This is a genomic window from Streptomyces sp. NPDC004327, assembly GCF_042873935.1.
In the GTDB taxonomy this organism is placed as follows: Bacteria; Actinomycetota; Actinomycetes; order Streptomycetales; family Streptomycetaceae; genus Streptomyces.
The window spans coordinates 117,573-143,174 of record NZ_JBIAME010000012.1 but is presented as its reverse complement, the minus strand read 5'-3'; the positions used below and the strand labels follow the sequence as shown (position 1 = coordinate 143,174).

The 25,602-nt window shown below is 74.0% G+C and carries 19 protein-coding genes; 11 read left to right on the top strand and 8 right to left on the bottom strand.

Annotation, left to right across the window (positions count from 1 at the left end):
- The first annotated feature begins 26 nt into the window (after nt 1–26).
- Nucleotides 27–1,349 carry a sensor histidine kinase gene (locus ACFYU9_RS33995; RefSeq protein WP_389215681.1) on the top strand — a complete coding sequence of 441 codons (1,323 nt, stop codon included), beginning with the start codon at nt 27–29 and terminating at the stop codon, nt 1,347–1,349.
- Between the two features lie 144 nt (nt 1,350–1,493).
- On the opposite strand, the gene ACFYU9_RS33990 is transcribed toward ACFYU9_RS33995, so the two are convergent.
- Together ACFYU9_RS33990 and ACFYU9_RS33985 are read right to left on the bottom strand one after the other, a co-directional pair.
- Nucleotides 1,494–1,994, bottom strand: a complete 501-nt coding sequence (locus ACFYU9_RS33990) for an SUKH-3 domain-containing protein (protein ID WP_389347400.1) — start codon at nt 1,992–1,994, stop codon at nt 1,494–1,496.
- A 10-nt stretch (nt 1,995–2,004) separates the two neighbouring features.
- Nucleotides 2,005–2,529 (bottom strand): YwqJ-related putative deaminase, encoded by a 525-nt coding sequence (locus ACFYU9_RS33985; RefSeq protein ID WP_389347398.1) that lies wholly within the window; start codon nt 2,527–2,529, stop codon nt 2,005–2,007.
- Between the two features lie 352 nt (nt 2,530–2,881).
- Here ACFYU9_RS33985 and ACFYU9_RS33980 point away from each other — a divergent pair, with 352 nt between their 5' ends.
- The 3 genes from ACFYU9_RS33980 (at nt 2,882) to ACFYU9_RS33970 (ending at nt 7,920) form a co-directional block, all read left to right on the top strand.
- The gene (locus tag ACFYU9_RS33980; RefSeq protein WP_389215690.1) at nt 2,882–3,883 is read left to right on the top strand and encodes an HNH endonuclease; all 1,002 of its coding nucleotides are present in this window, start codon (nt 2,882–2,884) and stop codon (nt 3,881–3,883) included.
- A 7-nt stretch (nt 3,884–3,890) separates the two neighbouring features.
- Nucleotides 3,891–6,851: an SUKH-4 family immunity protein gene (locus tag ACFYU9_RS33975; protein WP_389347396.1), complete on the top strand. Its 2,961-nt coding sequence runs from the start codon at nt 3,891–3,893 to the stop codon at nt 6,849–6,851.
- Between the two features lie 175 nt (nt 6,852–7,026).
- A complete protein-coding gene (locus ACFYU9_RS33970; protein ID WP_389215695.1) occupies nt 7,027–7,920 on the top strand; it encodes a cellulose-binding protein in 894 nt (297 codons plus the stop codon).
- A gap of 98 nt (nt 7,921–8,018) precedes the next feature.
- On the opposite strand, the gene ACFYU9_RS33965 is transcribed toward ACFYU9_RS33970, so the two are convergent.
- Nucleotides 8,019–8,843, bottom strand: coding sequence for a DUF5937 family protein (locus tag ACFYU9_RS33965; RefSeq protein ID WP_389347394.1), 825 nt, complete (start codon nt 8,841–8,843; stop codon nt 8,019–8,021).
- Between the two features lie 88 nt (nt 8,844–8,931).
- On the opposite strand from ACFYU9_RS33965, the gene ACFYU9_RS33960 reads away from it, so the two are divergent.
- Together ACFYU9_RS33960 and ACFYU9_RS33955 are read left to right on the top strand one after the other, a co-directional pair.
- On the top strand, nt 8,932–10,191 hold the full coding sequence (locus tag ACFYU9_RS33960) for an MFS transporter (protein WP_389347392.1): 1,260 nt from the start codon (nt 8,932–8,934) through the stop codon (nt 10,189–10,191).
- Nucleotides 10,192–10,379: 188 nt separating this feature from the next.
- The gene (locus tag ACFYU9_RS33955) at nt 10,380–10,658 is read left to right on the top strand and encodes a hypothetical protein (protein WP_389215704.1); all 279 of its coding nucleotides are present in this window, start codon (nt 10,380–10,382) and stop codon (nt 10,656–10,658) included.
- On the opposite strand, the gene ACFYU9_RS33950 is transcribed toward ACFYU9_RS33955, so the two are convergent.
- A complete protein-coding gene (locus tag ACFYU9_RS33950; protein ID WP_389347390.1) occupies nt 10,655–12,346 on the bottom strand; it encodes an MFS transporter in 1,692 nt (563 codons plus the stop codon). The two genes, ACFYU9_RS33955 and ACFYU9_RS33950, sit on opposite strands and share 4 nt — an antisense overlap.
- Before the next feature lie 272 nt (nt 12,347–12,618).
- On the opposite strand from ACFYU9_RS33950, the gene ACFYU9_RS33945 reads away from it, so the two are divergent.
- The 3 genes from ACFYU9_RS33945 (at nt 12,619) to mfd (ending at nt 19,717) form a co-directional block, all read left to right on the top strand.
- Entirely contained in the window at nt 12,619–13,407 is a 789-nt protein-coding gene (locus tag ACFYU9_RS33945; protein WP_389215710.1) for an ABC transporter ATP-binding protein, read from the top strand.
- Nucleotides 13,404–15,983 carry an ABC transporter permease gene (locus tag ACFYU9_RS33940; RefSeq protein WP_389347388.1) on the top strand — a complete coding sequence of 860 codons (2,580 nt, stop codon included), beginning with the start codon at nt 13,404–13,406 and terminating at the stop codon, nt 15,981–15,983. The genes ACFYU9_RS33945 and ACFYU9_RS33940 overlap by 4 nt, the downstream gene beginning before the upstream one ends.
- A 179-nt stretch (nt 15,984–16,162) precedes the next feature.
- Entirely contained in the window at nt 16,163–19,717 is a 3,555-nt protein-coding gene (gene mfd, locus ACFYU9_RS33935; protein WP_389347386.1) for a transcription-repair coupling factor, read from the top strand.
- Between the two features lie 49 nt (nt 19,718–19,766).
- On the opposite strand, the gene ACFYU9_RS33930 is transcribed toward mfd, so the two are convergent.
- Both ACFYU9_RS33930 and ACFYU9_RS33925 read right to left on the bottom strand, forming a co-directional pair.
- Nucleotides 19,767–21,056, bottom strand: coding sequence for an SGNH/GDSL hydrolase family protein (locus ACFYU9_RS33930; RefSeq protein WP_389215719.1), 1,290 nt, complete (start codon nt 21,054–21,056; stop codon nt 19,767–19,769).
- A gap of 76 nt (nt 21,057–21,132) precedes the next feature.
- A complete protein-coding gene (locus tag ACFYU9_RS33925) occupies nt 21,133–21,729 on the bottom strand; it encodes a TetR/AcrR family transcriptional regulator (RefSeq protein ID WP_389347384.1) in 597 nt (198 codons plus the stop codon).
- Between the two features lie 245 nt (nt 21,730–21,974).
- Between ACFYU9_RS33925 and ACFYU9_RS33920 the strand changes: the two genes are divergently transcribed.
- Together ACFYU9_RS33920 and ACFYU9_RS33915 are read left to right on the top strand one after the other, a co-directional pair.
- The gene (locus ACFYU9_RS33920) at nt 21,975–22,814 is read left to right on the top strand and encodes a hypothetical protein (RefSeq protein WP_389216060.1); all 840 of its coding nucleotides are present in this window, start codon (nt 21,975–21,977) and stop codon (nt 22,812–22,814) included.
- 85 nt (nt 22,815–22,899) lie between these two features.
- Complete coding sequence (locus ACFYU9_RS33915) at nt 22,900–23,652, top strand: N-acetyltransferase (protein WP_389215725.1); 753 nt, start codon at nt 22,900–22,902, stop codon at nt 23,650–23,652.
- A gap of 94 nt (nt 23,653–23,746) precedes the next feature.
- Here the strand turns inward: ACFYU9_RS33915 and ACFYU9_RS33910 are convergent, their stop codons facing one another.
- On the bottom strand, nt 23,747–24,523 hold the full coding sequence (locus tag ACFYU9_RS33910) for a hypothetical protein (RefSeq protein WP_389215728.1): 777 nt from the start codon (nt 24,521–24,523) through the stop codon (nt 23,747–23,749).
- A gap of 173 nt (nt 24,524–24,696) precedes the next feature.
- A complete protein-coding gene (locus ACFYU9_RS33905) occupies nt 24,697–25,437 on the bottom strand; it encodes a hypothetical protein (RefSeq protein WP_389215731.1) in 741 nt (246 codons plus the stop codon).
- Nucleotides 25,438–25,602: the final 165 nt, after the last annotated feature.

Genomic DNA, 25,602 nt, shown 5'->3' with positions numbered 1-25,602 from the left:
TGGCTCGCGCCCGTAGGGTGGGAGGCATGACCGCAATGGGGGCAGACCAGGACGCGGTGGTGCCGCGTACCTGGTGGTGGTGGGGGAGACGGCGCAGCGTGGTGCTGGACGTCGGGCTGGCCGTGGTGTCCGCGCTGGAGTGCGGCATCGAAGGGGTCGGGTTCGCGCAGCAGGCGTCGTTGCCGGTGCCGGTGGGGGTGCTGTTCGGGCTGGTCGTCGGGTCGGTGCTGCTGGTGCGGCGGCGGTGGCCGATCACCGTCGTGCTCGTCTCGATCGCGACCACGCCCGCCGAGATGGGCTATCTGATGGGGATCGTCGGCCTGTACTCGCTGGCCGCTTCCGACGTGCCCCGCCGTTTCACGGCCGCTCTCGCCGGGATGTCGACGGTCGCCGTCTACATCGTCACCGTGGTGCGGATGCGCGCGGAGGTCGCGCAGGCCGATGCCGGGTCGCCGGACTTCGATCCGAGTGGCTGGTACGTGCCGGTCGTCTCGCTGTTCATGACGCTCGGTCTCAACGCCCCGCCGCTGCTCTTCGGCCTCTACATAGGCGCCCGCCGCCGGCTCATGGAGTCGCTGCGCGAGCGCGCGGACAGTCTGGAGCAGGAGCTGTCGCTGCTCGCGGACCGGGCGGAGCAGCGGGCGCAGTGGGCGCGGCAGGAGGAGCGGCGGCGGATCGCTCGGGAGATGCACGACGTGGTGGCGCACCGGGTGTCGTTGATGGTGGTGCACGCGGCGGCGTTGCAGGCGGTGGCGTTGAAGGATCCGCAGAAGGCGGTCAGGAACGCGGCGCTGGTCGGTGACATGGGCCGGCAGGCGTTGACGGAGCTGCGGGAGATGCTGGGCGTGCTGCGTGAGGATGCGCCGGCGGCTCCGGCCGCCCCTGCGGTTCCGCTCGCGGCCGTCGGCCGGGCCGCGGCGGCTGCCGCGGAGGCGGCCGCGCTGGACGGCGGGCCGTGTCTGGACGCGTTGGCGGATCTGGTGGAGCAGTCGCGCCTGGCGGGTGCGGCGGTGGACTTCGTGGTGATGGGTGACGCCCGTCCGTACGGTGCCGATGTCGAGCGGACGGCGTACCGCGTGGTCCAGGAGGCCCTGACGAACGTGCACAAGCACGCGGCGGGCGCCCAGGTCGTCGTACGTCTGGCGCATCGTGACGCGGAGGTCGCGATGCAGGTGGAGAACGGCCCGTCGGACGCCACCGCCGCCGACGCCCATCTGCCGAGCGGCGGCAACGGGCTGGTCGGCATGCGGGAGCGGGTGACGCGGCTGGGTGGCGTGTTCGTGTCGGGGCCGACGGACGCGGGCGGTTTCCGGGTCAGCGCGGTGCTGCCGGTGGCGGACCCGGCTTAGGTTGACGGGCCCGGCCGGGTTTGTGGTCCATGACCGGGCTCAGGTCCCGGTCCGGGCTGACGGTCCCAGCCCAGGCTCATGGGCTCAGCCCGGGCTAACGGTTCCGGCCGGGCTGACGGCCCGGCTTGCCGCCCCGGCCCGGTTCTACGGCTGCGCCACCAGCCTCGTCGGCTGCGTTCCCGTGATCAGTGCGCCCAGTGCCGTGTCCATGTCCGCGCCCAGGTACCAGTCGCCGGTGTGGTCGATGCCGTACACCCGGCCTTCGGTGTCCATGGCGAGTACGCCGCGCTGTTCGCCGCCTTCGACCTCCTCGCCGAGCGGGGCCAGCTCGGTGTCGAGGGCGCGGCCGAGGTCGCCGAGGGTGCGGGCGAGGTGGAGGCCGGCGAGGGGGTCGACGCGGACGGTCGCGGGGGCTATCTGGCGGCCGTGGCCGGGGGCGGTGATCCGCAGGCCGCCGAACTCGGCCCATGCCTCGACGATGGCCGGGAAGACGGCGTGCCGGTGTCCGCCGGGGGAGACGTGGGCGCGCAGGGCGTCGGCCCACTCCTCGGCGAGCTTGATGTCCCAGCGGCCTGGCTGCCAGCCGGCTTCGCGCAGGGCGGCGTCGACGTTGACCGGGAATCGGGTGGTGTTGAGGTCGGTCATGGGGCGGTCGTCAGCTGTTCTCGTGGTTTTCGGGGGCCTCCGGGGAGGCGGTCGGGGTGGTCGGGTCGACCGTGCGTACGCCGAAGTGGTCGAGCATCGCCGTACAGGACCGGCAGGGCGCGGCGTAGCTGCCGTGCAGCGGGTCGCCGTCCTCGCGGATGCGGCGGGCGGTGAGTTTGGCGTGCTTGAGGGAGCGGCGGGCCTCGCCGTGGGTGAGCGGCTTGCGCTGGGCGCGCTTGGAGCGGGCGTTGTCGGTGGCGGTGAGGTGCCGCGAGAGCAGGATGGCCTCGGGGCAGCGTCCGGTGAAGCGTTCGCGCTGGCCGCTGGTGAGGGTGTCGAGGAAGTCCTGCACGAGCGGGTGGAGCGCGGGCGCGAGGTCGCCGCGTGCGGCGGTGCAGGTGAGGGTCTCGCCGCGGACGGAGAGGGCGGCGCCGACGGTGGGCAGGATGCCGTCGCGGCGGTGTCGCAGTAAGGGGGCGCGGCGGGTGTCGGCGTGGCTGCCCCAGCTGAGGCGTGGGTCACCCTGAGTGGGCATGGGTGCCTGTGTTGCGGTTGCTTGCATCGTGTTGTTCTTCCCCTCCTGCAATCCCCCGAGTTGCGTGAACAGCCTGCCAAACGCCGTGCCCGATGGGGAAGCTGGGGCGCGGAAACGTGCAATCGGCGTGTCGGAACCATGGCGGTTCTGTCATGCCGTCGTGACAGTTGGTCACCAAGTGACCGGTGGCCGGAGCGGACCTGATCGTGCCCTTGTGGCACCGCATAGGCTGTGCGGACCGGTCGGCGGAAGCCGCAGGGCGGAAGCCAGAAGGTGGAAGCCGCAGGGCAGAAGCCGCAGGGCAGAAGCAAGCCGGACGCAGCCAGCAGCAGCCACTCAGGGGGCAACCGCCATGACGACAGGTCGGCTCGGCCAGGACACCGCGCCGCCGAACGCGGCGTACGCCGGGCAGGTCGTGCACTTCCCGGACCCGGTCCGGGCCTCCCGTCACCCCCGAGGGGTGCGGGTGGACGAGCGCGGCTACCCGGACTTCTCTCCGTACGCGCGCGCGGCGGCGGAGATCGCCGATCCGCCGGAGGGTTTCGGCGTCGACGAACTGCGCCTGACGGATTACGTGTCGGCGAACGCGGCGCTCGCCGCGACGGGCCACGAGCTGTGGGACACGATTCCGGCGGTCGCGACGCCGCACGGCTGGACGTGGCACCACGCGGCGCACTCGCGCCGTCTGGAGCTCGTGCCCGTCGAGGTGAAGGCGCTGCTGCGCCATCACGGCGGCATCGCGACGGCGGTGGGCGTCGACCAGGCGAAGCGCGGCACCCGTCCGCTGCAGGAGACCCGTCCCGCGCACTTCGGGCTGCCGAAGCGGGTGGTGTCGGTGTCGGAGCAGCAGGTGCAGGGGCTCGAGGAGGATCTCGGCTACCGGCTTCCGGGCGCGTACCGCTCCTTCCTGAAGGCCGCGGGCGGCTGCGCCCCGGTGGGCACGGCGCTCGACGCGGAGCTGGGGCTCCTGGTCGACCAGCCGTTCTTCACGGTGCGCGAGGAGGCGGGGATCAATGACCTCGTCTACGTCAACAAGTGTCTGCGCGACCATCTCACCAAGGACTACCTGGGCGTGGCGTTCGCGCAGGGCGGGATCCTCGCGGTGAAGGTGCGGGGCGAGGCGGTCGGGTCGGTGTGGTTCTGCCCGTACGACGACGCGCGCGACGCGGGTGCGACGGCGGCCGGCTGGAGCGTGAACGAGCGCGTCGAGCGTCTGCTGCTGCCCTGTGGCGCGGACTTCGACGAGTTCCTGCAGCGTCTCGCGGGAAATCCGCCGGAGCTGGAGACGGTGGCGAACCTGATGGTGGACGGCGGCTTCGCGCGCGCCGTTCCCGTGGTCCCGGTGGGGGAGTGAACTGGCTGTGGTGACCTTCGCGCAGGCGCAGGAGCGCGCCGAGGAATGGATCAACGGCGATGTGCCGGCGTATCTGCACCGCGAGGTGCGGGTGCGCGAGTTCGCGCTCGGTTTCGTGGTGTGGGCCGAGGACCGGGAGGCGACGCGGACGCCGGACGGCGACCGGCTGCGTCTCGTCATCGCCCGTGACAGCGGTGAGGCGACGCTGTGGCCGGGGCTTCCGGTGGGTGAGGTCATCCGCCGTTACGAGGAGGAGTACGGCGCGGCCGCCGAGTCGGCCCCGTCGGTTCCGGCCCAGGCGGCGCCCCGTATCGACCTCAATCAGACGTCCTTCCTGTTGAGCCCTCCGGAATGGCTCCAGGAGGCCGCGGACAAGATCGGTCTGCCGCCGGTGTCGTCGAACGCGTCGCAGGCGACGGGTGAGTCGACGGGCGCGGAGGCGTCGACGGGGCTGGGCGCGGGAGCCCCGGCTGGTGCCGGTGCTTCGGCCGGTGCCGGTGCCGGTGCGCCGGATGCCTCGGCCGAGGGGTCGGCGTCGCCGTGGGCGGCGTCCGCGGACGCCACGCCGGCGGACGCCTCGGCGGCGGGCTCCGGCTCGGCCGGGTCCGAGGGCGCGGGTGCGTCCGCCGGTGGCCCCGGCGCTGTCGGCTCCGACGAGGCTTCGGGTACGGGCTCCGCCGCGGAGTCCGGTGTCGCCGCCGGCGCGGCGAAGAACGACTCGTCCGCCGCCGAGACGGAAGCGGACGCGGACGCGGGTGCGGGCTCTGCCGGTACGCCGTCGGCGCCGGGCGGCATGCCCGCCGACGCGGCCGGATCCGGGGCCGCGGCTCCGGCCGTGCCGTCCGCGCCGGAGGCCGCTTCGGCCACGGCGGACGCCGTTCCGCCCGTGCCGGGCGCCGCCCCTGCCGACGCGGCGCCCTCCGCGCCCGCCGGCACGCCCGGCGTCGGGGCCTCCGCGGCCACCGCCGTGCTCGGGGCCGTTCCCGCGCCCGCGCCCGCACCCGCACCCGTTCCCGAGGCCGCGCCCGCACCCGCGCCCGCGCCCGCGCCCGCACCCGTTCCCGAGGCCGCGCCCGTTCCCGCACCCGCGCCCGTGCCCGCTCCCGAGGCCGGTGCCGCCGCCCCGAGCCCCTGGGCCGATGCCAACGCCAGTGCCGGCGGGGCCGACGGAGCCGTGCCGCTGCCCGCGACGGTGTTCGCGCCGCCGTTGTCCGGGGCGGACGACGAGGACACGCCGCCGCCGGCGGTGGGGGCGGACGCGCCGACCGCGCTGATGAAGGGCGGGAGCGCGCTGCCGGCGACGGCGATCGCGCCGCGGATGAACGCGGACGGGACGTTCGGCCAGGGCGCGCCCGCCACGCCGCCGGCTCCTCCCTCCGCGCCGATGCCGCCGTCCGCGCCGCCGTCGGCCCCGAATGCTCCGTCCGCGCCGCCGTCCGCGCCGACTCCGCCGCCCGCGCCCTCCTCGCCGGCGCCGGCGTCCGGGGCGGCGGACATCGCGGCCGCCGCGACGAGCAAGGCGCCGCCGCCGCCCGGTGGCTACGTGCGCACGCAGTTGGTGTCGCAGCTGCCGGACGGCCCGCCGGCGCCGCCCGGGCCTCCCGGGACGCCGACTCCGCCGCCCGCCGTGCACCACGCGGCGACGATGCTCGCGCATCCGAACCAGGGCGGTCCGGGCGCGCCGCCGCCCCCGCCTCCGCCGCCGGGCATGCCGGGGGCGGGCACGGGCACGGGCGCGGGGACGCCGCCGGGCGGGGTCGCGCACGCGGCGACGATGCTGGCGCACCCGAACCAGGGCGGTCCCGGCGCGCCTCCGCCGCCGCCTCCGCCGCCGGGTGTGCCCGGGGCGGGCACGCCGCCCGGTGGGGTCGCGCACGCGGCGACGATGCTGGCGCAGCCCGGTCCGGCCGGGCCGCCTCCGCCGCCGGGGCCGGCGCCCGCGCCCGTACAGGGCCAGGCGCCCGCGTACGGCTATCCGCAGCCGCAGCCGACCGGTCAGCCGACCGTCGGTCCGGGCTACCAGGCCGTGCTGCGCTACCGTGCGCCCGACGGTTCGGAGCAGCAGATCATCCGCCGTTCCGCGCCGGGCACGCCGCACCCCGAGTGGCAGATCCTGCACGAGCTGCGCGCGCTGAACGTGCCGCCGCAGCAAGTGCTGGAACTGCACACGGAGTTGGAGTCGTGCGAGCTGCCGGGCGGTTACTGCGCGCGGATGATCCGGGAGACGTGGCCGCAGGCGCGGGTGACCAACATCGCGCCGTACGGCCGTGATCACGCGGGCCGTCAGCAGGGCATGCGGCAACTCCTCACCCACCAGGGCGAGCTGCACCAGGTCGCGGACGGTCCGGCGCGTCCGGCTCCGGTCCGTGCGCCGCTGCCGCAGGTGCAGCCGGCGCCGCCGCTGCCGCCGGACGGGGTCGCGCAGGAGCTGGCGGGGGCGTTCGGGCCGGGGCTCCTGCGCTTCGACCAGCGTGCGGTGTCCCGGCAGGGCGTGCCGGAGGTGGTGGCGGTCACGCTCCTGTGGGCGGGGCTGCCGGCGGACTTCGGACCGTTCTTCTGGGCGCAGCCGGCGATGCCGGTGATCCCGACGCTCGCGGAGCTGGCGGCCCAGCGGCAGGTCCAGCCGGCGGCGGACGCGAGTTCGTACCTCGTGCTGGGTTCGGACTTCGGCCGGGCGATCTGCGTGCAGTACGGGACGGCGAACATCGTGGCCGTGCCGGTGGAGGCGGGTCCGGGCGGGCAGTCGGTGCCGCCGCAGTTCGTGAACTCGGGGCTGCCGGAGTTCGTGCGCTGCCTGGCGCTGCTGGGCCGGATGTGGCGGCTGCGTTTCGGGCTCAACCCGGAGCAGGCGGGCCGCTGGACGGTGGACTTCCAGGCGCAGCTGGCGATGCTGGACCCGGCGGCGCTGTCGTCGCCGGAGAACTGGTGGTCGGTCCTGCTGGAGCAGATGTGGGACGGTCTGCTCTAGGGCCTGTCCGGCGGATCATGGCCGGGGCCGCGACGCCTGGCGCGGCGCCTGGCCGCGGCTCTGGTCCGGCCGTTTCGGTTCGCCCCTGAGCGGCCTCGTGCAATGTGACCAAAGGCGCTCGACGTGTATTCACGTCGGGCGCCTTTTGTCCGTTCTGATGCCGCATTCTTATTACATGAGCTTCTCCACGGGATCCTTCGGCCGCCGCGGCTATCGCCCGGAGCAGGTCGACCGGTACGTGGCCGCGCTCTTGTCAGAGCGCGACGCCGCCCGGGAGCGGGCGGCACGACTGACCGTCCTGGCCGAGGAGACGGAGGCGGAGGCGGCCCGGCTCCGCGAGGTCGTCGCCGCGCTCGCGCCGCAGCGTTACGAGTCCCTGGGCGAGCGCGCCCAGCGGATCCTGGAGCTCGCGGAGGCCGAGGAGGACGCGCTCGTACGGGCCGCGGAGGCCGAGGCGCAGTCGCTCGCGGCGGCGGCGGAAGAGGCCGGCCAGGAGGCGGCGGCCGCGGCCGGGGCGTACGCGCAGGGCGTGCGGACCGCGGCCGAGACGGCGGCCCGCGCGCACCTGGCGGCGGCCGGCGAGCGCGCCGAGGAACTGCGCGCCGACGCGCGGCGAGACGCCGACGAACAGCGCGCCGAGGCCCGTACCGCCTTCGAGGCCGTCGAGCGCGAGGCCGCCGCCCTGCTCGCGCGGCAGCACGAGGAGCAGTCGGCACGGCGCGAGACGGCCGACCGCGAGGAAGCGGCGCGCGTGGCCGAACAGACCGCCCGCCACGACGAGTCGACCGCGCTGGCCGAGGCCGCGCTCGACGAGGACCGGCGGGCCCTCGCCGAGACCGAGGAGGCCGCCCGGCACGGCCAGGAGGACGCCGAGGCGAAGGCGGCGGCGCTGCTCGCCGAGGCGCGCCTGAAGCAGGAGCGGATCGAGCGCGAGACGGAGCGGGTGCTGCGCGAGCACGAGGAGGCCCGCGACGAGATCCACTCCCACATGGAACACATCCGCGCCTCGCTGGCGGCCCTGACGGGCCGCGTCGCCGGGACCGACGCCCCCGACCCCGAGGACGGCTAGCGCCCGTCCGGCCCCGAGCCCGGCCCCGAGCCCGACCCCGAGGCCGGCCCCGAGGCCGGCTAGCGCCCGTCCGGCCCCGAGCCCGACCCCGAGGACGGTCAGGCCGCGCCCGCGAGCAGCGAACGGCCCAGCTCGCTCGCCCGGTAGTACACCTCGCGCCGGTAGCGGTGGCCGGTCACCAGGCCCGTGTCGCGCAGCACCGCCAGATGCTGCGAGACCGCGCCCGGCGTCAGGCCGGTCTGCGCGGCGAGGGCCGTGGTCGTGGACGGGGTGGTCGTACGGGTCAGCAGCTCCGCCCTGGTGCGGCCGAGGAGCCGGGCGAGCCCGTCACCGGCCGCGGCCCCGCGTTCCCACAGCAGCCCCACCGCGCGGGCCGGGTACACCAGGCACGGCGGCGTGCCGGGCCGGCCCGGCAGCAGTACGCAGCGAGCCGCGAAGGCGCTCGGTGCGAGAGTCAGCCCGCCGCCGTCCAGGGTGAGTTCGCCTCGGTCGAGCTCCGGGGACTCAAGGCGTTCGCCGGTCCAGCGCAGGTTCGGGTGCAGCCGGGTCAGCATCTCCTGGATGCCGTCCTCGGCCAACTGCCGTGTCCTGTGGGCGAGATCGGCCTCCAGTGCGGCCCGGACGCGCGGCCAGTGCGGCCGGACGGCCGCCTCCCACCAGGCGCGCAGCGCCTCGCCGCCCGGCCCGTCCAGCGCCGAGAGCTCCTCCTCGAACTCGGCGAGCGGACATCGCGGCGCCGGGACGGCGAGCCCGGCCGGGAGGGCCGGCCGGGGAAGCGCCAACGCCCGTTTGATCCAGGGCAGATGGAGGGCGTGGCCGCCCGGGTCGGCGACCGCCCGCAGCGCGGCGACCGTCTCCCACAGCGGTGAGATCGCGAACCTCAGCTGGGCGAGATCGTCCGCCCCGAACCGTATGCCGCCCAACCGCCCGGCCCCCTCTTCCCCCGCTGCTTCCTTTTAGCCCAGGCTAAAACAATGGGTGCGGGCCGCGCCGGGTGATGAGGTCCCCCGCATGACGACCACCCTCACCCCCTCCCCGCCCGGGCTGCACCGGATCGCGGACTTCCGCAGGCTGTGGATCGGCGACACCGTCAGCCAGGCCGGCACGGCGGTCACCGTCCTCGCGCTGCCGCTCGTCGCGATCGGCCCGCTCGGCGCCTCCCCGTTCCAGGCGGGGCTGCTCGTCATGTGCGAGTACCTGGGCTTCCTGCTGGTCGGGCTGCCCGCCGGGGCCTGGGTGGACCGGATGCGCCGGCGCCGCGTGATGATCGTGAACGACCTGGTCCGCGCCCTGCTCCTGGCGACCCTGCCGGTCGCCGCCTGGCTCGGCGTGCTCGGCCTGCCGCAGCTGTACGCGGTCGCCTTCGGGCTCTCCGTCAGCACCGCGTTCTTCGACATCGCGTACCAGAGCCTGCTGCCCCGACTCGTCGACGAGGAGCGGCTGATGGCCGCCAACGCGGCCCTGGAGTCGACCCGTACGATCACCGCCGCCGGCGGCCCGGGGCTCGGCGGCGCGCTGATCGCGGCCGTCACGGCGCCGGTCGCGATCGTCGTGAACGCGGCCACCTACCTCGGCTCCGCCCTCCTCCTCGGCCGGATCTCGCGCCCCGATCCGCGCCCGGAGGCCCGGCCGGCACAGGCGCGGCTGCGGGACGAGATCGGCGAGGGGCTGCGGTTCGTGTTCCGCACGCCGGTGCTGCGCGGGCTCACCCTCACCGCCGCGATCTCCAATCTGTGCGGCACGGTCGGCGCGTCCATGCTGCTCGTGCTGCTCGCGGGGGAGCTGCGGCTCTCGCCGTTCCTGTGCGGGCTCGTCTTCATGGCGGAGGCGATCGGCGGCCTCCTCGGCAGCCTGCTGACGGCCCGGGTGTCCGAGCGGTTCGGCGAGCTGCGGGCGATGGGGGCCTCGGTGGTCCTCAGCGGGGTGCTGTGGCTGGCGGCGCTGCCGTTCTTCCAGGCGGACTGGCGTTTCGCGGTCGCCGTGGCGCTCCAGGGGCTCGGCTGGACCGCCTTCATGCCCTTCAAGATCGGTTCGGTGGCGCTGCGGCAGCGGATCTGCCCGCCGGCCCTGCTGGGCCGGGTGACGGCGACCGTGCGGTTCGTGGTGTGGGGCTGCATGCCGCTGGGCGCCCTGGCGGGCGGGCTGATCGGCGAGCACCTGGGCGTGCGGGCGGCCCTGTGGACGGGCGCGACCGGCGAACTCCTCGCCGTCGTCCCGCTCGCCGTGACCGTGTCCGCCCTTCGGGTGCGATCAACGGGCAGGTCCGCCTAGCCTGGTCCGTACGAGCCCGGCGAGGTTCCCCGGCCAGGCCGGACGTGGTCGCGACGCGGCCCCGTCCGCCGCCCCCGGCGGCACGTGCCGGAGATCCGCCCGCCGTTGTGCGGGCCGTCGTCCGCCCCGCTCGTCCTCCTGGACCCCGCGGTGCGCGCCGGCCCGTCGTGCGGGGGAAGGAGATCGTGATGATCGTTGACCACGCCTTCGAGGACGGCGTCCTGCACGTGTCGCTCCTGCGCGACCTCGACGTCACCAGCCGCGGCGCCGCCTTCCTGGAGACCGAAGCCCTCGTCCACTCCCACCGGCCGCGCCTCGTCCGCGTCCAGCTCCCCACCGCGGATCCGTCCCCGGCCAGCCTGAGCGCGCTGTGCCGGGCCCGCCGGCTCTGCGAGAACCTGCGGATCCCGTTCACCGTCGTCGGCCCGGTCCGGGTCGCGGTCCGGGTGCCGGAGGCCGTCCCCTAGGGGTTCACGGGCTCGCCCTCGTCCGCCTCGGGCTCCTCCTTCAGGACCGGGAAGCGGCGCGGGGCGATCGTCAGCAGGACCACGACGGCGAGGGCGGCCGCGACCGCCGCGCCCAGGTAGACGGAGTCGACGGCGGTGGCGACCGCGTGCCGCAGCCGGTCGGCGGCCGCCTCGGTCAGCACGCCCGGCGTGTTCAGGTCGTGGACGAGACGGTCCAGGTCCCCGCCGCCGCTCCCGCTCCCGTCCCCGTGTCCGTTTTCGTGCCCGCCGCCCACCCGGGCGGCCAGCACGCCGTTGGCGACGGCCCCGAACAGGGCCGCGCCCACGCTCTGCCCGATCTGCCGGACGAACAGCACCGACGCCGTCGTCGTGCCCCGCTCCTCGTACGGCACGGTCGACTGCACGCCCACCACCAGCGGCAGCTGGAAGAAGCCGAGCGCCGCGCCGAGCAGCAGCATGAGCAGCGCCGGCTGCCAGGGCTCGCCGGGGAAGGGCAGCAGCGGGAAGGCGAGCAGGACGAGCAGCGCCAGCGTCATGCCGAGCAGCGCGGTCTGCCGGAAGCCGATGCGGGTGTAGAGCCGGTTGGCGAGGGCCGCGGTGACCGGCCAGCCGAGCGGCATCGCGGACAGCACGAACCCGGCCGCGATCGGGCCGAGGCCGAGGACGGCCTGGGCGTACGTGGGGAGGAAGACGGTCGGCGCGACCATCACCAGGCCGAGCGCGCCGAGCGCCAGGTTGACGGCGGCGATGGTGCGGCGGCGCCAGACCCAGCCGGGGATGATCGGCTCGGCGGCCCGCCGTTCGATGACGACGGTCAGGGCGGCGAGCGCGGCCGCCCCGCCGAACAGGCCGAGCGACGGCGCCGACAGCCAGGGCCAGGCCACGCCGCCCTGGACGAGCCCGGACAGGAGCAGCGTCCCGGTGCCGAAGACGGCCAGCGCCCCGGCCCAGTCCACGCTCACCCGCCGCCGAGCCCGCGCCCCGACCGGCACGCCGTCCCCGCCCCGTACGCCGTCCCCGCCCCGTATGCCGTCCCTGCCCCGTTCCCCGTCCCCTACGGGATCGCCCGGGGCAGATCTGCGGGGCTCCACCAGGTGGCGGCCGATCAGCCACAGCGCCGCCCCGCCCAGCGGCAGGTTGACCAGGAAGATCCAGCGCCAGTCCGCGTACCCGGCGAGCAGTCCGCCCGCCGCCGGCCCCGCGACGGCGGAGGTCGCCCAGACGGAGGAGAGCCGGGCCTGGATGCGGGGGCGTTCCTTCAGCGGGTAGAGGTCGGCGGCGATCGTCTGGACCGTGCCCTGGAGGGCGCCGCCGCCCAGGCCCTGCACGACGCGGAAGGCGATGAGCGAGCCCATGTCCCAGGCGGAGGCGCACAGGACGGAGCCGGCGAGGAAGAGCACGATGCCGGCCACGAGGACCGGTTTGCGGCCGAAGGTGTCGCTGAGCTTGCCGTAGACCGGCAGGGTGACCGTCACGGCCAGCAGATAGCCCGAGAACAGCCAGGAGAAGACCGACAGTCCGCCGAGGTCGCCGACGATCTGCGGCACGGCGGTGGCGACGACCGTGCTGTCGAGCGAGACCAGCGCCATGCTCAGCATCAGCGCGGCGACGACCGGCCCGCGCCGGGTCGTGCCGGCCCCCGGCGCCGCTCGTGTCGCCCGTCTCGCGGTCGCCCCGGTCTCGGACACCGGCCCACCCCTCTTCCCGCCCCGCCGCGGCGGATGCTTCGTACATCTAAGTGCGCCCGGGGCAGCCTCTCACCGGTACCTGGGTCGGAGGAACCCCTAGGGGGCCCTCCCCCATACAGCCCAGGGCCCGCTCGTACCGGCGGAGGACGAGCCGCGAGCCCGCCGTCCTTAGCTTGTTCTTACGAGGCGAGCGCGCGCCCGGACATCCGTTCCGACCGGGACATCCGTTCCGGCCGGACATCCGTTCCGACCGACACATGGGGAGACACACCGTGACTTCGGCTGTGACCATCCGCAGGCCCGGGGGTACCGGAGGGCGTACGGCCGTCGCCGCGCGGGCGCGGCAGGTCGTCAAGGCGTACGGGTCCGGGGAGACCCGGGTCGTCGCGCTCGACCACGTCGACGTGGACATCGCCCGCGGCGAGTTCACCGCGATTATGGGGCCCTCGGGCTCCGGCAAGTCCACGCTGATGCACTGCCTCGCCGGGCTCGACACCGTCAGCGGCGGCCGGATCTTCCTCGACGAGACCGAGATCACCGCCCTGAAGGACAAGAAGCTCACCCGACTGCGGCGCGACCGGATCGGGTTCGTCTTCCAGGCGTTCAACCTGCTGCCGACGCTGAGCGCCCTGGAGAACATCACGCTGCCGATGGACATCGCCGGCCGCAAGCCGGACGCCGAGTGGCTGGCGCGGGTCGTCGAGACCGTCGGCCTGTCCGGCCGGCTCTCCCACCGCCCCTCGCAGCTCTCCGGCGGCCAGCAGCAGCGCGTCGCCGTGGCCCGCGCGCTCGCCGCCCGGCCCGAGATCATCTTCGGTGACGAGCCGACCGGAAACCTGGACTCGCGGGCCGGGGCGGAGGTGCTCGGCTTCCTGCGGCAGTCCGTCGACGAGCTCGGCCAGACCATCGTCATGGTCACCCACGACCCCGTCGCCGCCTCCTACGCCGACCGCGTCCTCTACCTCGCCGACGGCCGGATCGTCGACGAGATGACCTCGCCGACCGCCGACCAGGTCCTCGACCGCATGAAGGACTTCGACGCGCGGGGGCGTACGTCATGAGCGGAGCCGTCCTCAGGACCTCGATGCGCAACTTCCTCGCGCACAAGGGCCGGATGGCGCTGTCCGCCGTCGCCGTCCTGCTCTCCGTCGCCTTCGTCTGCGGCACCCTGGTGTTCAGCGACACCATGAACACCACCTTCGACAAGCTCTTCGCCACCACCGCGTCCGACGTCACGGTCAGCCCGAAAGGCGCCGCCGGGAACGGCGAGATGCCGCAGACCGGCCGGCCCGAGGCGCTGCCCGGCTCGCTCGTCGCGCGGGTGAGGGCCGTCGACGGCGCCCGTAACGTCCAGGGGCTGGTCACCTCGACGGCCGTCACCGTCGTCGACTCCCGCGACGAGAACGTCGGACCCACCTCCGGCGCCCCGACCATCGCCGTCAACTGGACGCCGAACGAGCTGCGTTCGGTCGAGATCGCCTCCGGCCACCCGCCGCGCGGCCCGACCGAGGTCGTCGTCGACGCGGGCACGGCCGCCAAGCACCACCTGGAGATCGGTGACGAGCTGCGCACGATCGCCGTCACCGGTGACTTCCGGGCGCGGATCTCCGGCATCGCCGCGTTCAAGGTGACGAACCCCGGTGCCACGCTCGTCTGGTTCGACACCGCCACCGCGCAGCGCGAACTCCTCGGCCGGGAAGGCGTGTTCACGCACGTCACGGCCGACGCGGCGCCGGGTGTGAGCGACACGCGGCTGAGGGCGGCCGTGGCGGAGGAGATCGGCGCGGGCTACCGGCTGCAGACCGCCGCCGAGACCGCCGACGCCGGCCGCGAGGACGTCGCGGGCTTCCTCGACGTCATGAAGTACGCGATGCTCGGCTTCGCCGGGATCGCCTTCCTCGTCGGCATCTTCCTCATCGTCAACACCTTCTCGATGCTGGTCGCCCAGCGCACCCGCGAGATCGGCCTGATGCGGGCCATCGGCTCCTCGCGCCGCCAGATCAACCGTTCCGTGCTCGTCGAGGCCCTGCTGCTCGGCGTCGTCGGCTCGGCCGCCGGTGTCGGGGCGGGCGTGGGGCTCGCCGTCGGGCTGATGAAGCTCATGTCGGCGACCGGCATGAACCTGTCGACCGAGGACCTCACCGTCCGCTGGACCACGCCCGTCGCCGGCATCGTCCTCGGGGTCGTCGTCACCGTCGTCGCCGCCTTCGTGCCGGCCCGGCGGGCCGCCAAGGTCTCGCCGATGGCCGCCCTGCGCGACGCCGGCACGCCCGCCGACGGCGCGGCGGGCGCCGTGCGCGCCGGAGTCGGCCTGCTCCTGACCGCCGCGGGCGCGGCAGCGCTGTGGGTCGCGACCCGGGCCGACGAGGCCGGCCCGGGCTCCCTGTGGCTCGGCGCCGGCGTCGTCCTGTCCCTCCTCGGCTTCGTCGTCGTCGGCCCGCTCCTCGCGGGCGGTGTCGTGCGCGTCCTCGGCGCGGTCGTGCTCCGCGTCTTCGGGCCCGTCGGCCGCATGGCCGAACGCAACGCGCTGCGCAACCCGCGGCGTACCGGAGCCACCGGCGCCGCCCTGATGATCGGCCTCGCGCTCGTCGCCTGTCTGTCGGTCGTCGGCTCGTCGATGGTCGCCTCCGCCACACAGGAGCTCGACCGGTCCGTCGGCGCCGACTTCATCGTCCGGTCGCCGAACGGCCAGCCGATCGTGCCGCAGGCCGAGGCGGCCGTCGCGAAGGCCGCCGGGCTCGACCACACGACCCGCTACAAGTGGGTCGACGCCACGGTGACGGACGGGCGCGGGAAGGCCGAGAAGACCGGCCTGGTCGCCGCCGACCCGTCGTACGCGCGCGACGTGCGCCGCAAGACCACCGCGGGCCGGCTCGCGGACGCGTACGGGCCGGGCGCGATGGCCGTCGGCAGCGACTACGCCGGCCGGCACGGCGTCAGGGTCGGCGACCGGCTCACCGTCGCCTTCACCGGTGGCCGGCCGGCCACGCTGCGGGTCGCGGCGATCACGTCCGACGCCACACAGACGGACAAGGGCCGGATGTCCCTCGCCCTGGCGACGGCGGAGCGGTACGTGCCCGCCGACCGGATGCCGAAGAGCTTCCTCCTCTTCGGCACGGCCCGGGACGGCCGCGCGGACGCGGCGTACGCGGCGCTGAAGACCGCCCTGAAGCCCTACCCGCAGTACCAGGTCGCCGACCAGGCCGACTACAAGCGGCAGCTGAAGGACCAGGTCGGCCAGCTCCTCGACATCGTCTACGGCCTCCTCGCCCTCGCGATCATCGTCGCCGTCCTCGGCGTGGTGAACACGCTCGCCCTCTCGGTCGTCGAGCGGACCCGCGAGATCGGCCTCATGCGCGCCATCGGCCTCTCCCGCCGCCAGCTGCGCCGCATGATCCGCCTGGAGTCCGTCGTCATCGCCCTCTTCGGCGCGCTCCTCGGCCTCGGCCTCGGCATGGGCTGGGGCGCCGCGGCCCAGAAGCTGCTGGCCCTCCAGGGCCTCGGCGTCCTCGACGTCCCGTGGCCGACGATCGGCGCGGTGTTCGTGGGCTCGGCGTTCGTGGGCCTGTTCGCGGCGCTGGTGCCGGCGTTCAGGGCCGGCCGGATGAACGTGCTGAACGCGATCGCGAGCGAGTAGCGGGCGAGCGGGGGACGGCAGGGGCGGGGCGGGGGACGCGGTGCGGCCGGGCGCGGCGCGCACCCCCCGCCCCGCCCATAACCGCGCGGCGACCGGCCCCGCCTCGGCGTACGCTGGAGCCCCCGGCCCGTGAGACGTGTCGGGCGGTTCGCGTTGCCCTCTGCCGGGATGGAAGACCCATGAGCCTGCACGGTCTGCTTGATGTCGTCGTACGAGACGCGGCCCTTGCCGAGGCGGTGAAGGCCGCGCGGGACGGCAACCGCACGCACGTCGACCTGGTCGGGCCGCCGGCGGCCCGGCCGTTCGCCGTGGCGGCGCTGGCGCGGGAGGCGGGCCGTCCGGTGCTCGCGGTCACGGCGACGGGCCGGGAGGCCGAGGACCTGGCGGCGGCGCTGCGCTCGCTGCTCGACCCGGACACGGTGGTGGACTACCCGTCGTGGGAGACGCTGCCGCACGAGCGCCTCTCGCCCCGCTCGGACACGGTCGGCCGCCGGCTCGCCGTGCTGCGCCGGCTCGCGCACCCGTCGCCGGACGACCCGGCGGCCGGCCCGGTCAGCGTGGTCGTCGCACCGGTGCGTTCCGTGCTCCAGCCGCAGGTCAAGGGCCTGGGCGACCTGGAGCCGGTGGCGCTGCGGACCGGTCAGACGGCGGACCTGAACGCGATCGTCGAGGGCCTGGCGGCCGCCGCGTACTCCCGTGTGGAGCTGGTCGAGAAGCGCGGCGAGTTCGCGGTCCGCGGCGGCATCCTGGACGTCTTCCCGCCGACCGAGGAGCATCCGCTCCGGATCGAGTTCTGGGGCGACGACGTCGAGGAGATCCGGTACTTCAAGGTCGCCGACCAGCGGTCCCTGGAGGTCGCCGAGCACGGCCTGTGGGCCCCGCCGTGCCGTGAGCTGCTGCTGACCGACGAGGTGCGGGAGCGGGCCGCCGCGCTCGCCGAAGCCCACCCCGAGCTGGGCGAGCTGCTCGGCAAGATCGCCGAGGGCATCGCCGTCGAGGGCATGGAGTCGCTGGCTCCGGTGCTCGTCGACGACATGGAGCTGCTGCTCGACGTCCTGCCGAAGGGCTCGATGGCGGTCGTGTGCGACCCGGAGCGGGTGCGGACGCGGGCCGCGGACCTGGTGGCCACGTCGCAGGAGTTCCTGCAGGCGTCGTGGGCGGCTACGGCGGGCGGTGGCGAGGCGCCGATCGACGTCGGCGCGGCCTCGCTGTGGGGGATCGCGGACGTCCGCGACCGGGCGCGCGAGCTCGGCGTGATGTGGTGGTCGGTGTCCCCGTTCGCCGCCGACGAGACCGCGACGGAGACCTTCGCCGCCGACACGGCGGGGGACACGCTCAAGCTGGGCATGCACGCCCCGGAGACGTACCGCGGCGACACCGCCCGCGCGCTCGCCGACACCAAGGGCTGGCTGGCCGACGGCTGGCGCACGGTGTACGTGACGGAGGCGCACGGCCCGGCGTCGCGCACCGTCGAGGTGCTCGGCGGCGAGGGCATCGCGGCCCGTCTCGACGCCGACCTCACCGAGATCGCCCCGTCCGTCGTGCACGTGGCCTGCGGCTCGATCGACTACGGCTTCGTCGACGCGGAGCTGAAGCTCGCCGTCCTGACGGAGACCGACCTGTCGGGCCAGAAGGCCGCCGGCAAGGACGGCCAGCGGATGCCGGCCAAGCGCCGCAAGACGATCGACCCGCTGACCCTGGAGGTCGGCGACTACATCGTGCACGAGCAGCACGGCGTCGGCCGCTACATCGAGATGGTGCAGCGGACCGTGCAGGGCGCGACCCGCGAGTACCTGCTCGTCGAGTACGCCCCCGCCAAGCGCGGCCAGCCCGGCGACCGGCTCTACATCCCGACGGACCAGCTGGACCAGGTCACCAAGTACGTCGGCGGCGAGGCCCCGACGCTGCACCGGCTCGGCGGCGCCGACTGGACGAAGACGAAGGCGCGCGCGAAGAAGGCGGTCAAGGAGATCGCCGCGGACCTGATCAAGCTGTACAGCGCCCGGATGGCCGCGCCCGGCCACGCCTTCGGACCCGACACGCCCTGGCAGCGCGAGCTGGAGGACGCCTTCCCGTACGCGGAGACGCCCGACCAGCTGTCGACGATCGCCGAGGTGAAGGAGGACATGGAGAAGACGGTCCCGATGGACCGGCTGATCTGCGGCGACGTCGGCTACGGCAAGACCGAGATCGCCGTGCGGGCCGCCTTCAAGGCCGTCCAGGACGGCAAGCAGGTCGCCGTCCTCGTCCCGACGACGCTCCTCGTGCAGCAGCACTTCGGCACCTTCTCCGAACGCTACTCCCAGTTCCCCGTCAACGTGCGGGCGTTGTCCCGCTTCCAGACGGACACCGAGTCGAAGGCGACGATGGAGGGCCTGAAGGAGGGCTCCGTCGACGTCGTCATCGGCACCCACCGCCTGTTCTCGTCCGAGACGAAGTTCAAGGACCTCGGTCTCGTCATCGTCGACGAGGAGCAGCGCTTCGGCGTCGAGCACAAGGAGCAGCTGAAGAAGCTCCGGGCCAACGTCGACGTGCTGACGATGTCGGCGACGCCGATCCCGCGCACCCTGGAGATGGCGGTCACCGGCATCCGCGAGATGTCGACGATCACGACGCCGCCCGAGGAGCGGCACCCGGTCCTCACCTTCGTCGGCCCGTACGAGGAGAAGCAGATCGGTGCGGCCGTCCGACGCGAACTGCTGCGCGAGGGCCAGGTGTTCTACATCCACAACCGTGTCGAGTCCATCGACCGCGCGGCGGCCCGGCTGCGCGAGATCGTCCCCGAGGCGCGGATCGCGACCGCGCACGGGCAGATGTCGGAGCAGGCCCTGGAGCAGGTCGTCGTCGACTTCTGGGAGAAGAAGTTCGACGTGCTCGTCTCGACGACGATCGTCGAGTCCGGCATCGACATCTCCAACGCCAACACCCTCATCGTCGAGCGCGGCGACAACTTCGGCCTCTCCCAGCTGCACCAGCTGCGCGGCCGGGTCGGCCGGGGCCGCGAGCGCGGCTACGCCTACTTCCTGTACCCGCCGGAGAAGCCGCTGACCGAGACCGCCCACGAGCGCCTCGCGACGATCGCCCAGCACACCGAGATGGGCGCGGGCATGTACGTGGCCATGAAGGACCTGGAGATCCGCGGCGCGGGCAACCTGCTCGGCGGCGAGCAGTCCGGCCACATCGCGGGCGTCGGCTTCGACCTGTACGTCCGCATGGTCGGCGAGGCCGTCGCCGACTACCGGGCGCAGATGGAGGGCGGCGAGGAGGAGGAGACGCCGCTGGAGGTCAAGATCGAGCTCCCGGTCGACGCGCACGTCCCGCACGACTACGCGCCGGGCGAGCGCCTGCGCCTCCAGGCGTACCGGGCGATCGCCTCCGCCAACTCGGAGGAGGACATCAGGGCGGTGCGCGAGGAGCTCACCGACCGCTACGGCAAGCTGCCCGAGCCCGTCGAGAACCTGCTCCTCGTCGCCGGCCTGCGCATGCTGGCGCGCGCCTGCGGTGTCGGCGAGATCGTGCTGCAGGGTCCCAACATCCGCTTCGCGCCGGTGGAGCTGCGCGAGTCGCAGGAGCTGCGGCTCAAGCGGCTGTACCCGAAGACGGTCATCAAGCCGGCCGTCCACCAGATCCTGGTGCCGCGCCCGACGACCGGGAAGATCGGCGGAAAGCCGGTGGTGGGCCGCGAACTGCTGGCGTGGACGGGCGAGTTCCTGGCGGAGATCCTGGGTTCGTGACCGGCCCGTGCGGCACCCGGCGCCGTGGCGCCGGGTGCCGCGCCATGGGTCAGAGCTCGTCCGTGTCCAGCGCCTCGGCCATCGCCCGGTAGCCGGCGTCGCCCGGGTGCAGGTGGTCGCCGGAGTCGTACGCCGGGAGGATGCGGTCGGGGTCGGCCGGGTCGGCGACGGCGCGGTCGAAGTCGACGACGGTGTCGTACGCGCCGGAGGTGCGCACCCACTCGTTGAACGCCTCGCGCTTCGCCTCGTTCTCCGGGGTGAAGTAGAAGGAGCCCTTGATCGGGGTGAGCGTCGCGCCGACGACCTTGAGGCCGTGGGCGTGGGCCTGGCGGATGAGGGTGCGGTGGCCCTCGATGAGCTTGTCGACGGAGACCTCGGGGGTCGGGCCGCCGGGGAAGCTCGGACCGCTGCCGCCGATGTCGTTGATGCCCTCCAGGAGGATGACCGTGCCGACGCCCTTCTCCGTCAGCACGTCCTTCTCGAAGCGGGCGACGGCCTTCTCGCCCGCCCAGGTGGTGTCGTTGGTGACCTCGTTGCCGCCGATGCCGTGGTCGAGGACGGCGCGCGGGCGGCCGGTGGCGGCGAGGCGCTCGGCCAGCTCGTCGGGGTAGCGGTTGTTCGCGTCGAGGGTGGAGCCGACGCCGTCGGTGATGGAGTCGCCGAAGGCGACGATGCCGTCGCGGCGGTGCCCCTGCGCGGAGGCCGGGCCGCCGGAGACCTCGACGCCGGAGAGGTAGTACCAGGACGTGCTGGTCTCGGTGAACGCCGCGCCGGACGCGTCGGCGCGGTGGTCGCCGGAGGCGCGGTAGCTGGTGGCCGAGGCGAAGTTGTGGAAGGTGGCCGGTCCGGTCGGGCCCGCGAGGTACAGCGTGACGGTGACCGACTCCAGCGCGTGGGTGCGGAAGGGCACGCCGTCGCTGACGAGGGTGCCGCCGGCGGGCACGGTGACGGACGTGCGGCCGCCGCCGAAGGTGAGCGTGCGCACCGAACCGGGCTGCACGGCACCGCCCTTGGCCGTGCGGGCCACCGTGGCGCCCGTGACCCGCAGCGGCGTGGAGCCGTAACGGTTGGTGAGCTCGATGCGGGCCTTCGTGCCGCCCGTGGTGACCCGCACGGTCTGGCGCACGCTCTGGTCGTCGAAGCCCGACGTGGACCAGTTGGGGCCGAAGGGGGCCGTGGGGGACTGCGGGGAAGCGGCCCAGGCGCCGTGCCAGGCGGGCTGCGCGGCGGCGGGGGCGGCCGGCGCGGCCGCGGTGGCGGCGGTGGCGGGCAGGGTGGTGAGGGTGAGGGCGGCGAGCAGGGCGAGCCCTGCGCGCCGGGAGGTGGTGCGGCTGATCATGTCTGGTCCCCGTTGTCTGCGTGACTGCGTGTCTGCGTGACTGCGTGTGACAGGGACAAGGCGTGATCGACTCCGGCTATTCCCCTTCCGTTGCGGGGAGTTGACCGGAACCGAGCAGTCCGGTCAGCGTCCGGAACACCTCGCCCGGATCCCGCCCGCCCAGCGGGTCGTCCAGGTTGTGGGTGAGCAGCAGGGTCGAGAAACCGTGTGCGAGGGACCAGGCGGCGATGCCGGCGTCCCGGGCGGCGGACGGGTCCGGCGCGAGCGTGGCGGCGCCGGCGCGGAGCTCGGCGGAGGCGCGCGCCTTCGCGGCGAGCAGCTCGGCGTCGTCGGCCCGGTCCCGGTACAGGTCGGGCTGGAACATGACCTGGAAGTGCGCGGGGTGCGCGGCCGCGAACCGCACGTACCGCACTCCGCGCTCCCGCAGGCCGGGCGCGCCCGCGAGGGCCTCGGCGAGCAGGTCGTATCCCTGGGCGGCGATCGCGGTGAGCAGGCCCGTGCGGTCCTTGAAGTGGTGCGCGGGCGCGGCGTGCGAGACGCCCGCGCGGCGCGCGAGGTCGCGCAGGCTGAGCGCGCCGGGGCCCTCGGTCGCGATGACGTCGAGGGCGGCGGCGAGGACGGCCTGTCGGAGATCGCCGTGGTGGTAGGTGCGCCGGGGGCTGTCTGGGGTCATGGCAGCAGGTTACGCGGAATCTAGTCGTTGACAAGTTTGCCGGAGGGGCGCAATCTAGGCAGTGACAAGATGAGTGGGCGGGTCGAGGAAGGGACGTCGTCATGACCGAGGAGAAGACCACGGAAGCGACCACGGGAACGGCTGCGGAAGCGACCACGGGAACGGCTGCGCGGGCGACTGTGTCCGCAGCCGCGGAAGCGACTTCGGCCACGGCCACGGCCGTGGAACCCGCCCGCGTCCGCCAGATGTGGCACCTGATGGAGCCCCTGCACTCGGTGCTCTACTACGCCCCCGAGGCCTTCGACGAGGCCGCCGCCCTCGGCTACGACGTCTCCGACCGCTGGCCCGGCTACTTCGCCTGGCGCGCCGCCGCCCTCGGTCCCGTCGGCGCCGAGCGCGTCGCGTCCGCCTTCTACACGTTCAGCCCCGAGAAGGTCGCCCGGCACGTCCCCGCCGCCTGGACGGTCGCCGCGCCCGCCGACGTGCTCGCGGCCCGGCTGCGTGCCGTCGACCGCGCGTACCGCACGCTCCTCGGCGACGACGTCCTCGCGAGCCCCCAGCTCGCCGAGGCCGCCGGCCTCGCCCGCCGCGCCGCCACGGCCGCCCCGATGGCCGGGCGTCCCATGGCCGCCGCCCACGCCGAACTCGACTGGCCCGAGGTCCCGCACCTCGTCCTCTGGCAGGCCGCGACGATCCTGCGCGAACACCGCGGCGACGGCCACCTCGCCGCCCTTATTACCGCCGGTCTCGATCCCGTCGAGTCCCTGGTCTCCTTCGCCGCGGTGGGCGCCGCCGCCGAGGCCACCTTCGAGACCCGCGGCTGGTCCGCCGCCGACTGGTCGGCCGCCCGTGCCCGCCTCGCCGCCCGTGGCCTCGTCCACCCCGACGGCACGGCGACCGACGCCGGCCGCGCCCTGCGCGCCGAGGTCGAACTCCGCACGGACGAACTCGCCGCGGCGCCGTGGGTCGCGCTGGGCGCCGAGGCGACGGCGCGGCTCGACGAGCTGCTGGGCGGCCCGTGGCTGACGATCGTGGGCTCGGGCCTGCTGCCGGCGGAGAACACGCTGGGCATCGGCAAGGTGTGAGGCCCGTCCGGGAGTCCGTCACCCGGGCTCCCGCCTGCGGAAAATCGTTTCGCCGTGCCGCCCTGCCGCCGCTAGCCTCGCGATCATGGACCTGCACATCACGACGCTCGCCGAACGCCCCGCACTCGCCGGGAAGCTGTGGCAGATGAAGGACCTCTGGCCGGAGTTCATGATGTACGACCCGGTCGGGTGGAGCCACATCGGGCGCATCGTGGCCGAGTTCCCGGAGTACGTGCTGGTCGCGACCGACGGGCCCGACGGCGAGGACGTCGTGGCGCGCGGCTTCAGCGTGCCGTTCCAGCTGCGGGCGGAGGGTCGCGGGGAGCTGCCCGACACCGGGTGGGACCAGGTCCTGCTCTGGGCGTTCTCCGACCTGCGGCACGGGCGGACGCCCGACACCGTCAGCGCGATCGAGATCACCGTGGACACGAGCGCGCTCGGCAACGGCGTCTCGCACCGCATGCTGGCCGCGATGCGCGACAACGCCCGCCGGCTCGGTGTCTCCGACCTGGTGGCGCCGCTGCGGCCGAACGGCAAGCACCTGGAGGCCGCTTCGTCCATCCACGAGTACGCCCGGCGCACCCGCGAGTCGGACGGCCTGCCGCACGACCCGTGGCTGCGCGTGCACGTGCGGGCCGGGGGCGTCGTGGAGAAGGTGGCGCCGGCGTCGATGACGATCGGCGGCTCGGTGGCGCAGTGGCGCTCCTGGACCGGGCTGCCCTTCGACACCGACGGACCGGTCGAGGTTCCGGGCGCCCTGGTCCCGGTCCACTGCGACACGTCCCGCGGCTACGCGGTCTACGTCGAGCCCAACATCTGGGTCCGCCACCGCCTCTGAGCCCCCGGCGCGGACGACAGCGCAAAGAACGCGAAAGGCGTGACGGCCACCCCCCTCCGGAGGCCCTCACGCCTTTCGCGTGCGCAGCGGCTCGTCAGCCGAAGTCCTTCTCGTCCAGCACGTCCTTCTTCGGCGGCGTCTTCGCGTCCACCGGCTTGCCGAAGTTGGAGAGGGTCATCGTGCCGGGCTCCTTGCCGCCCGTCGTCACGAGCCGCAGGACGTACGGAGTGCCCTCGGTGGCGACGTAGATCGTGGTCTTCTCGCCGCGGACCGTCTGGGTCAGCGGGAGGACCTTCTGCCCCTCGATCGTGGTGACCGTGCCCTTCTTCACGCCCGCGTAGGGCCCCTCGAAGTCGCTGAGCAGGGACTTCAGGTCGCACAGGTCGAGCATGTCCTTGGCGTCCGGGTCCTTGGCGTCGGTCTTGATCCAGCGGCCCTTGAGCTGCTTGATGACCTCGCGCTGGACCTCGGGCGTCTCGTCCTTGGTCTGCTCCTTCAGGAGCGCCTTGTCGAGGCGGAGGTAGACGGCCTTGTCGGCGGGGCGGACGAGTTCCGCGGTGCCGGTGGCGCCGATGGACATCGTGCCGGCGCACAGGCCCTTGCGGTCGGCCGAGACGTACGCCTTCATCGGGCCGTCGGTGGTCTTGGCGTCGACGTCGAGGCTGAGCGACGTGGCGGCCTGCGTCGTGCTCATCGCCTTGTCCGCGACCTGGGACCCGGTCAGCTCCGCGAACGGGCCGGTGGCCTTCGGCTTGTCCGCGCCCGGGTCCGAGGCGGAGAAGGGACCGCAGGCGGTCGCGCCGAGGGCGAGGGTGGCGGCGCACAGGGCGGCGGCGAGGGCGGCGCGGCGCGGGCGGGCGGTGGCGAGCATGGTGGTTCTCCGAGGGGGATCGGGGCGGTACGCGGGGGTGCGGGGTTGCGGGGAATGCATGGGTTTCGGGAGTTACATGGGCTTGCGGGAGTTACGGGGGTTACGGGGCGGTCCGCCGGGTGGGCGGCGGCCCCCGCCGGGTGCGGGGGCGCTGGGGCCGGGGGAGGGCCGGGTCAGCCGGTCTTGACCCAGTCGCCGCAGCCCGTGGACTTGAAGTAGGCGTCGGAGGCGGAGACCTTCACGATCGCCGTGCCCGTGACGTTGGCGTTCGCCAGGATCGCATCCGTGCTGTGGCTGGCGTCCTTCGCCCGCTCCCAGTAGCAGGCGTCGTCCTTGTTGCCGGTCGACTTGTACGTGCCGGGGGCGATGTCGACGCCCACCTTGAACATGCCGCCGTGGCCCTTGAGCTCGTTCTTCGGGGTGCCGGTGGCCTTGGCGTCCACGGCCTCCCAGGACTGGCAGCCGGAGGACTTGAAGATCTTGTCCTTGGCCGTCACCTGGACGTAGCTGGTGCCGGTCACGTTGTCGTTGGCGAGGATCGAGTCGGTGTCGCCCGAGGAGTCCTTGGCGCGCTCCCAGTAGCAGCCGGCGTCGTCGCCGTTCCCGGTGGAGCGGTAGAGGCCGGGCTTCACGTCCTTGCCGACCTCGAAGTCGCCGTCGCCGTCGATCGTGGCGGCCTTCTTCTCCGCGGCCTTCCCGGCGTCGCCCTGGGTGCCGCTCTTCTTGTCCGTGCCCTTCTTCGCCGGCTCCTGGGCGCCGGCCTTCGGGGAGCCGCTGTCGTCGTTGCCGCCGCCGGCGCCCACCGCCGAGCCGATCACGACGACGGCGACGACCGCGCCGACGGCGGTGAGCACCTTGTGGCGGGCGAACCAGTTGCGCTGATCCTGCTGCTGACCGTTCGTGTTCCGAGACATGGCTAGGCACCTTCCGGGGCTGCTGTGAACTCCGTTTGCGATGGGTCAATCACAGCAGAGCCTGTGAACCGAGTCAACACGGTTTACAAAATTTGGGTCAGCTCACGCTGTGAAGTGGTGTCGCGAGGGTTCGTCAGTAAGATCGGGGTCACACACGAGGCACGA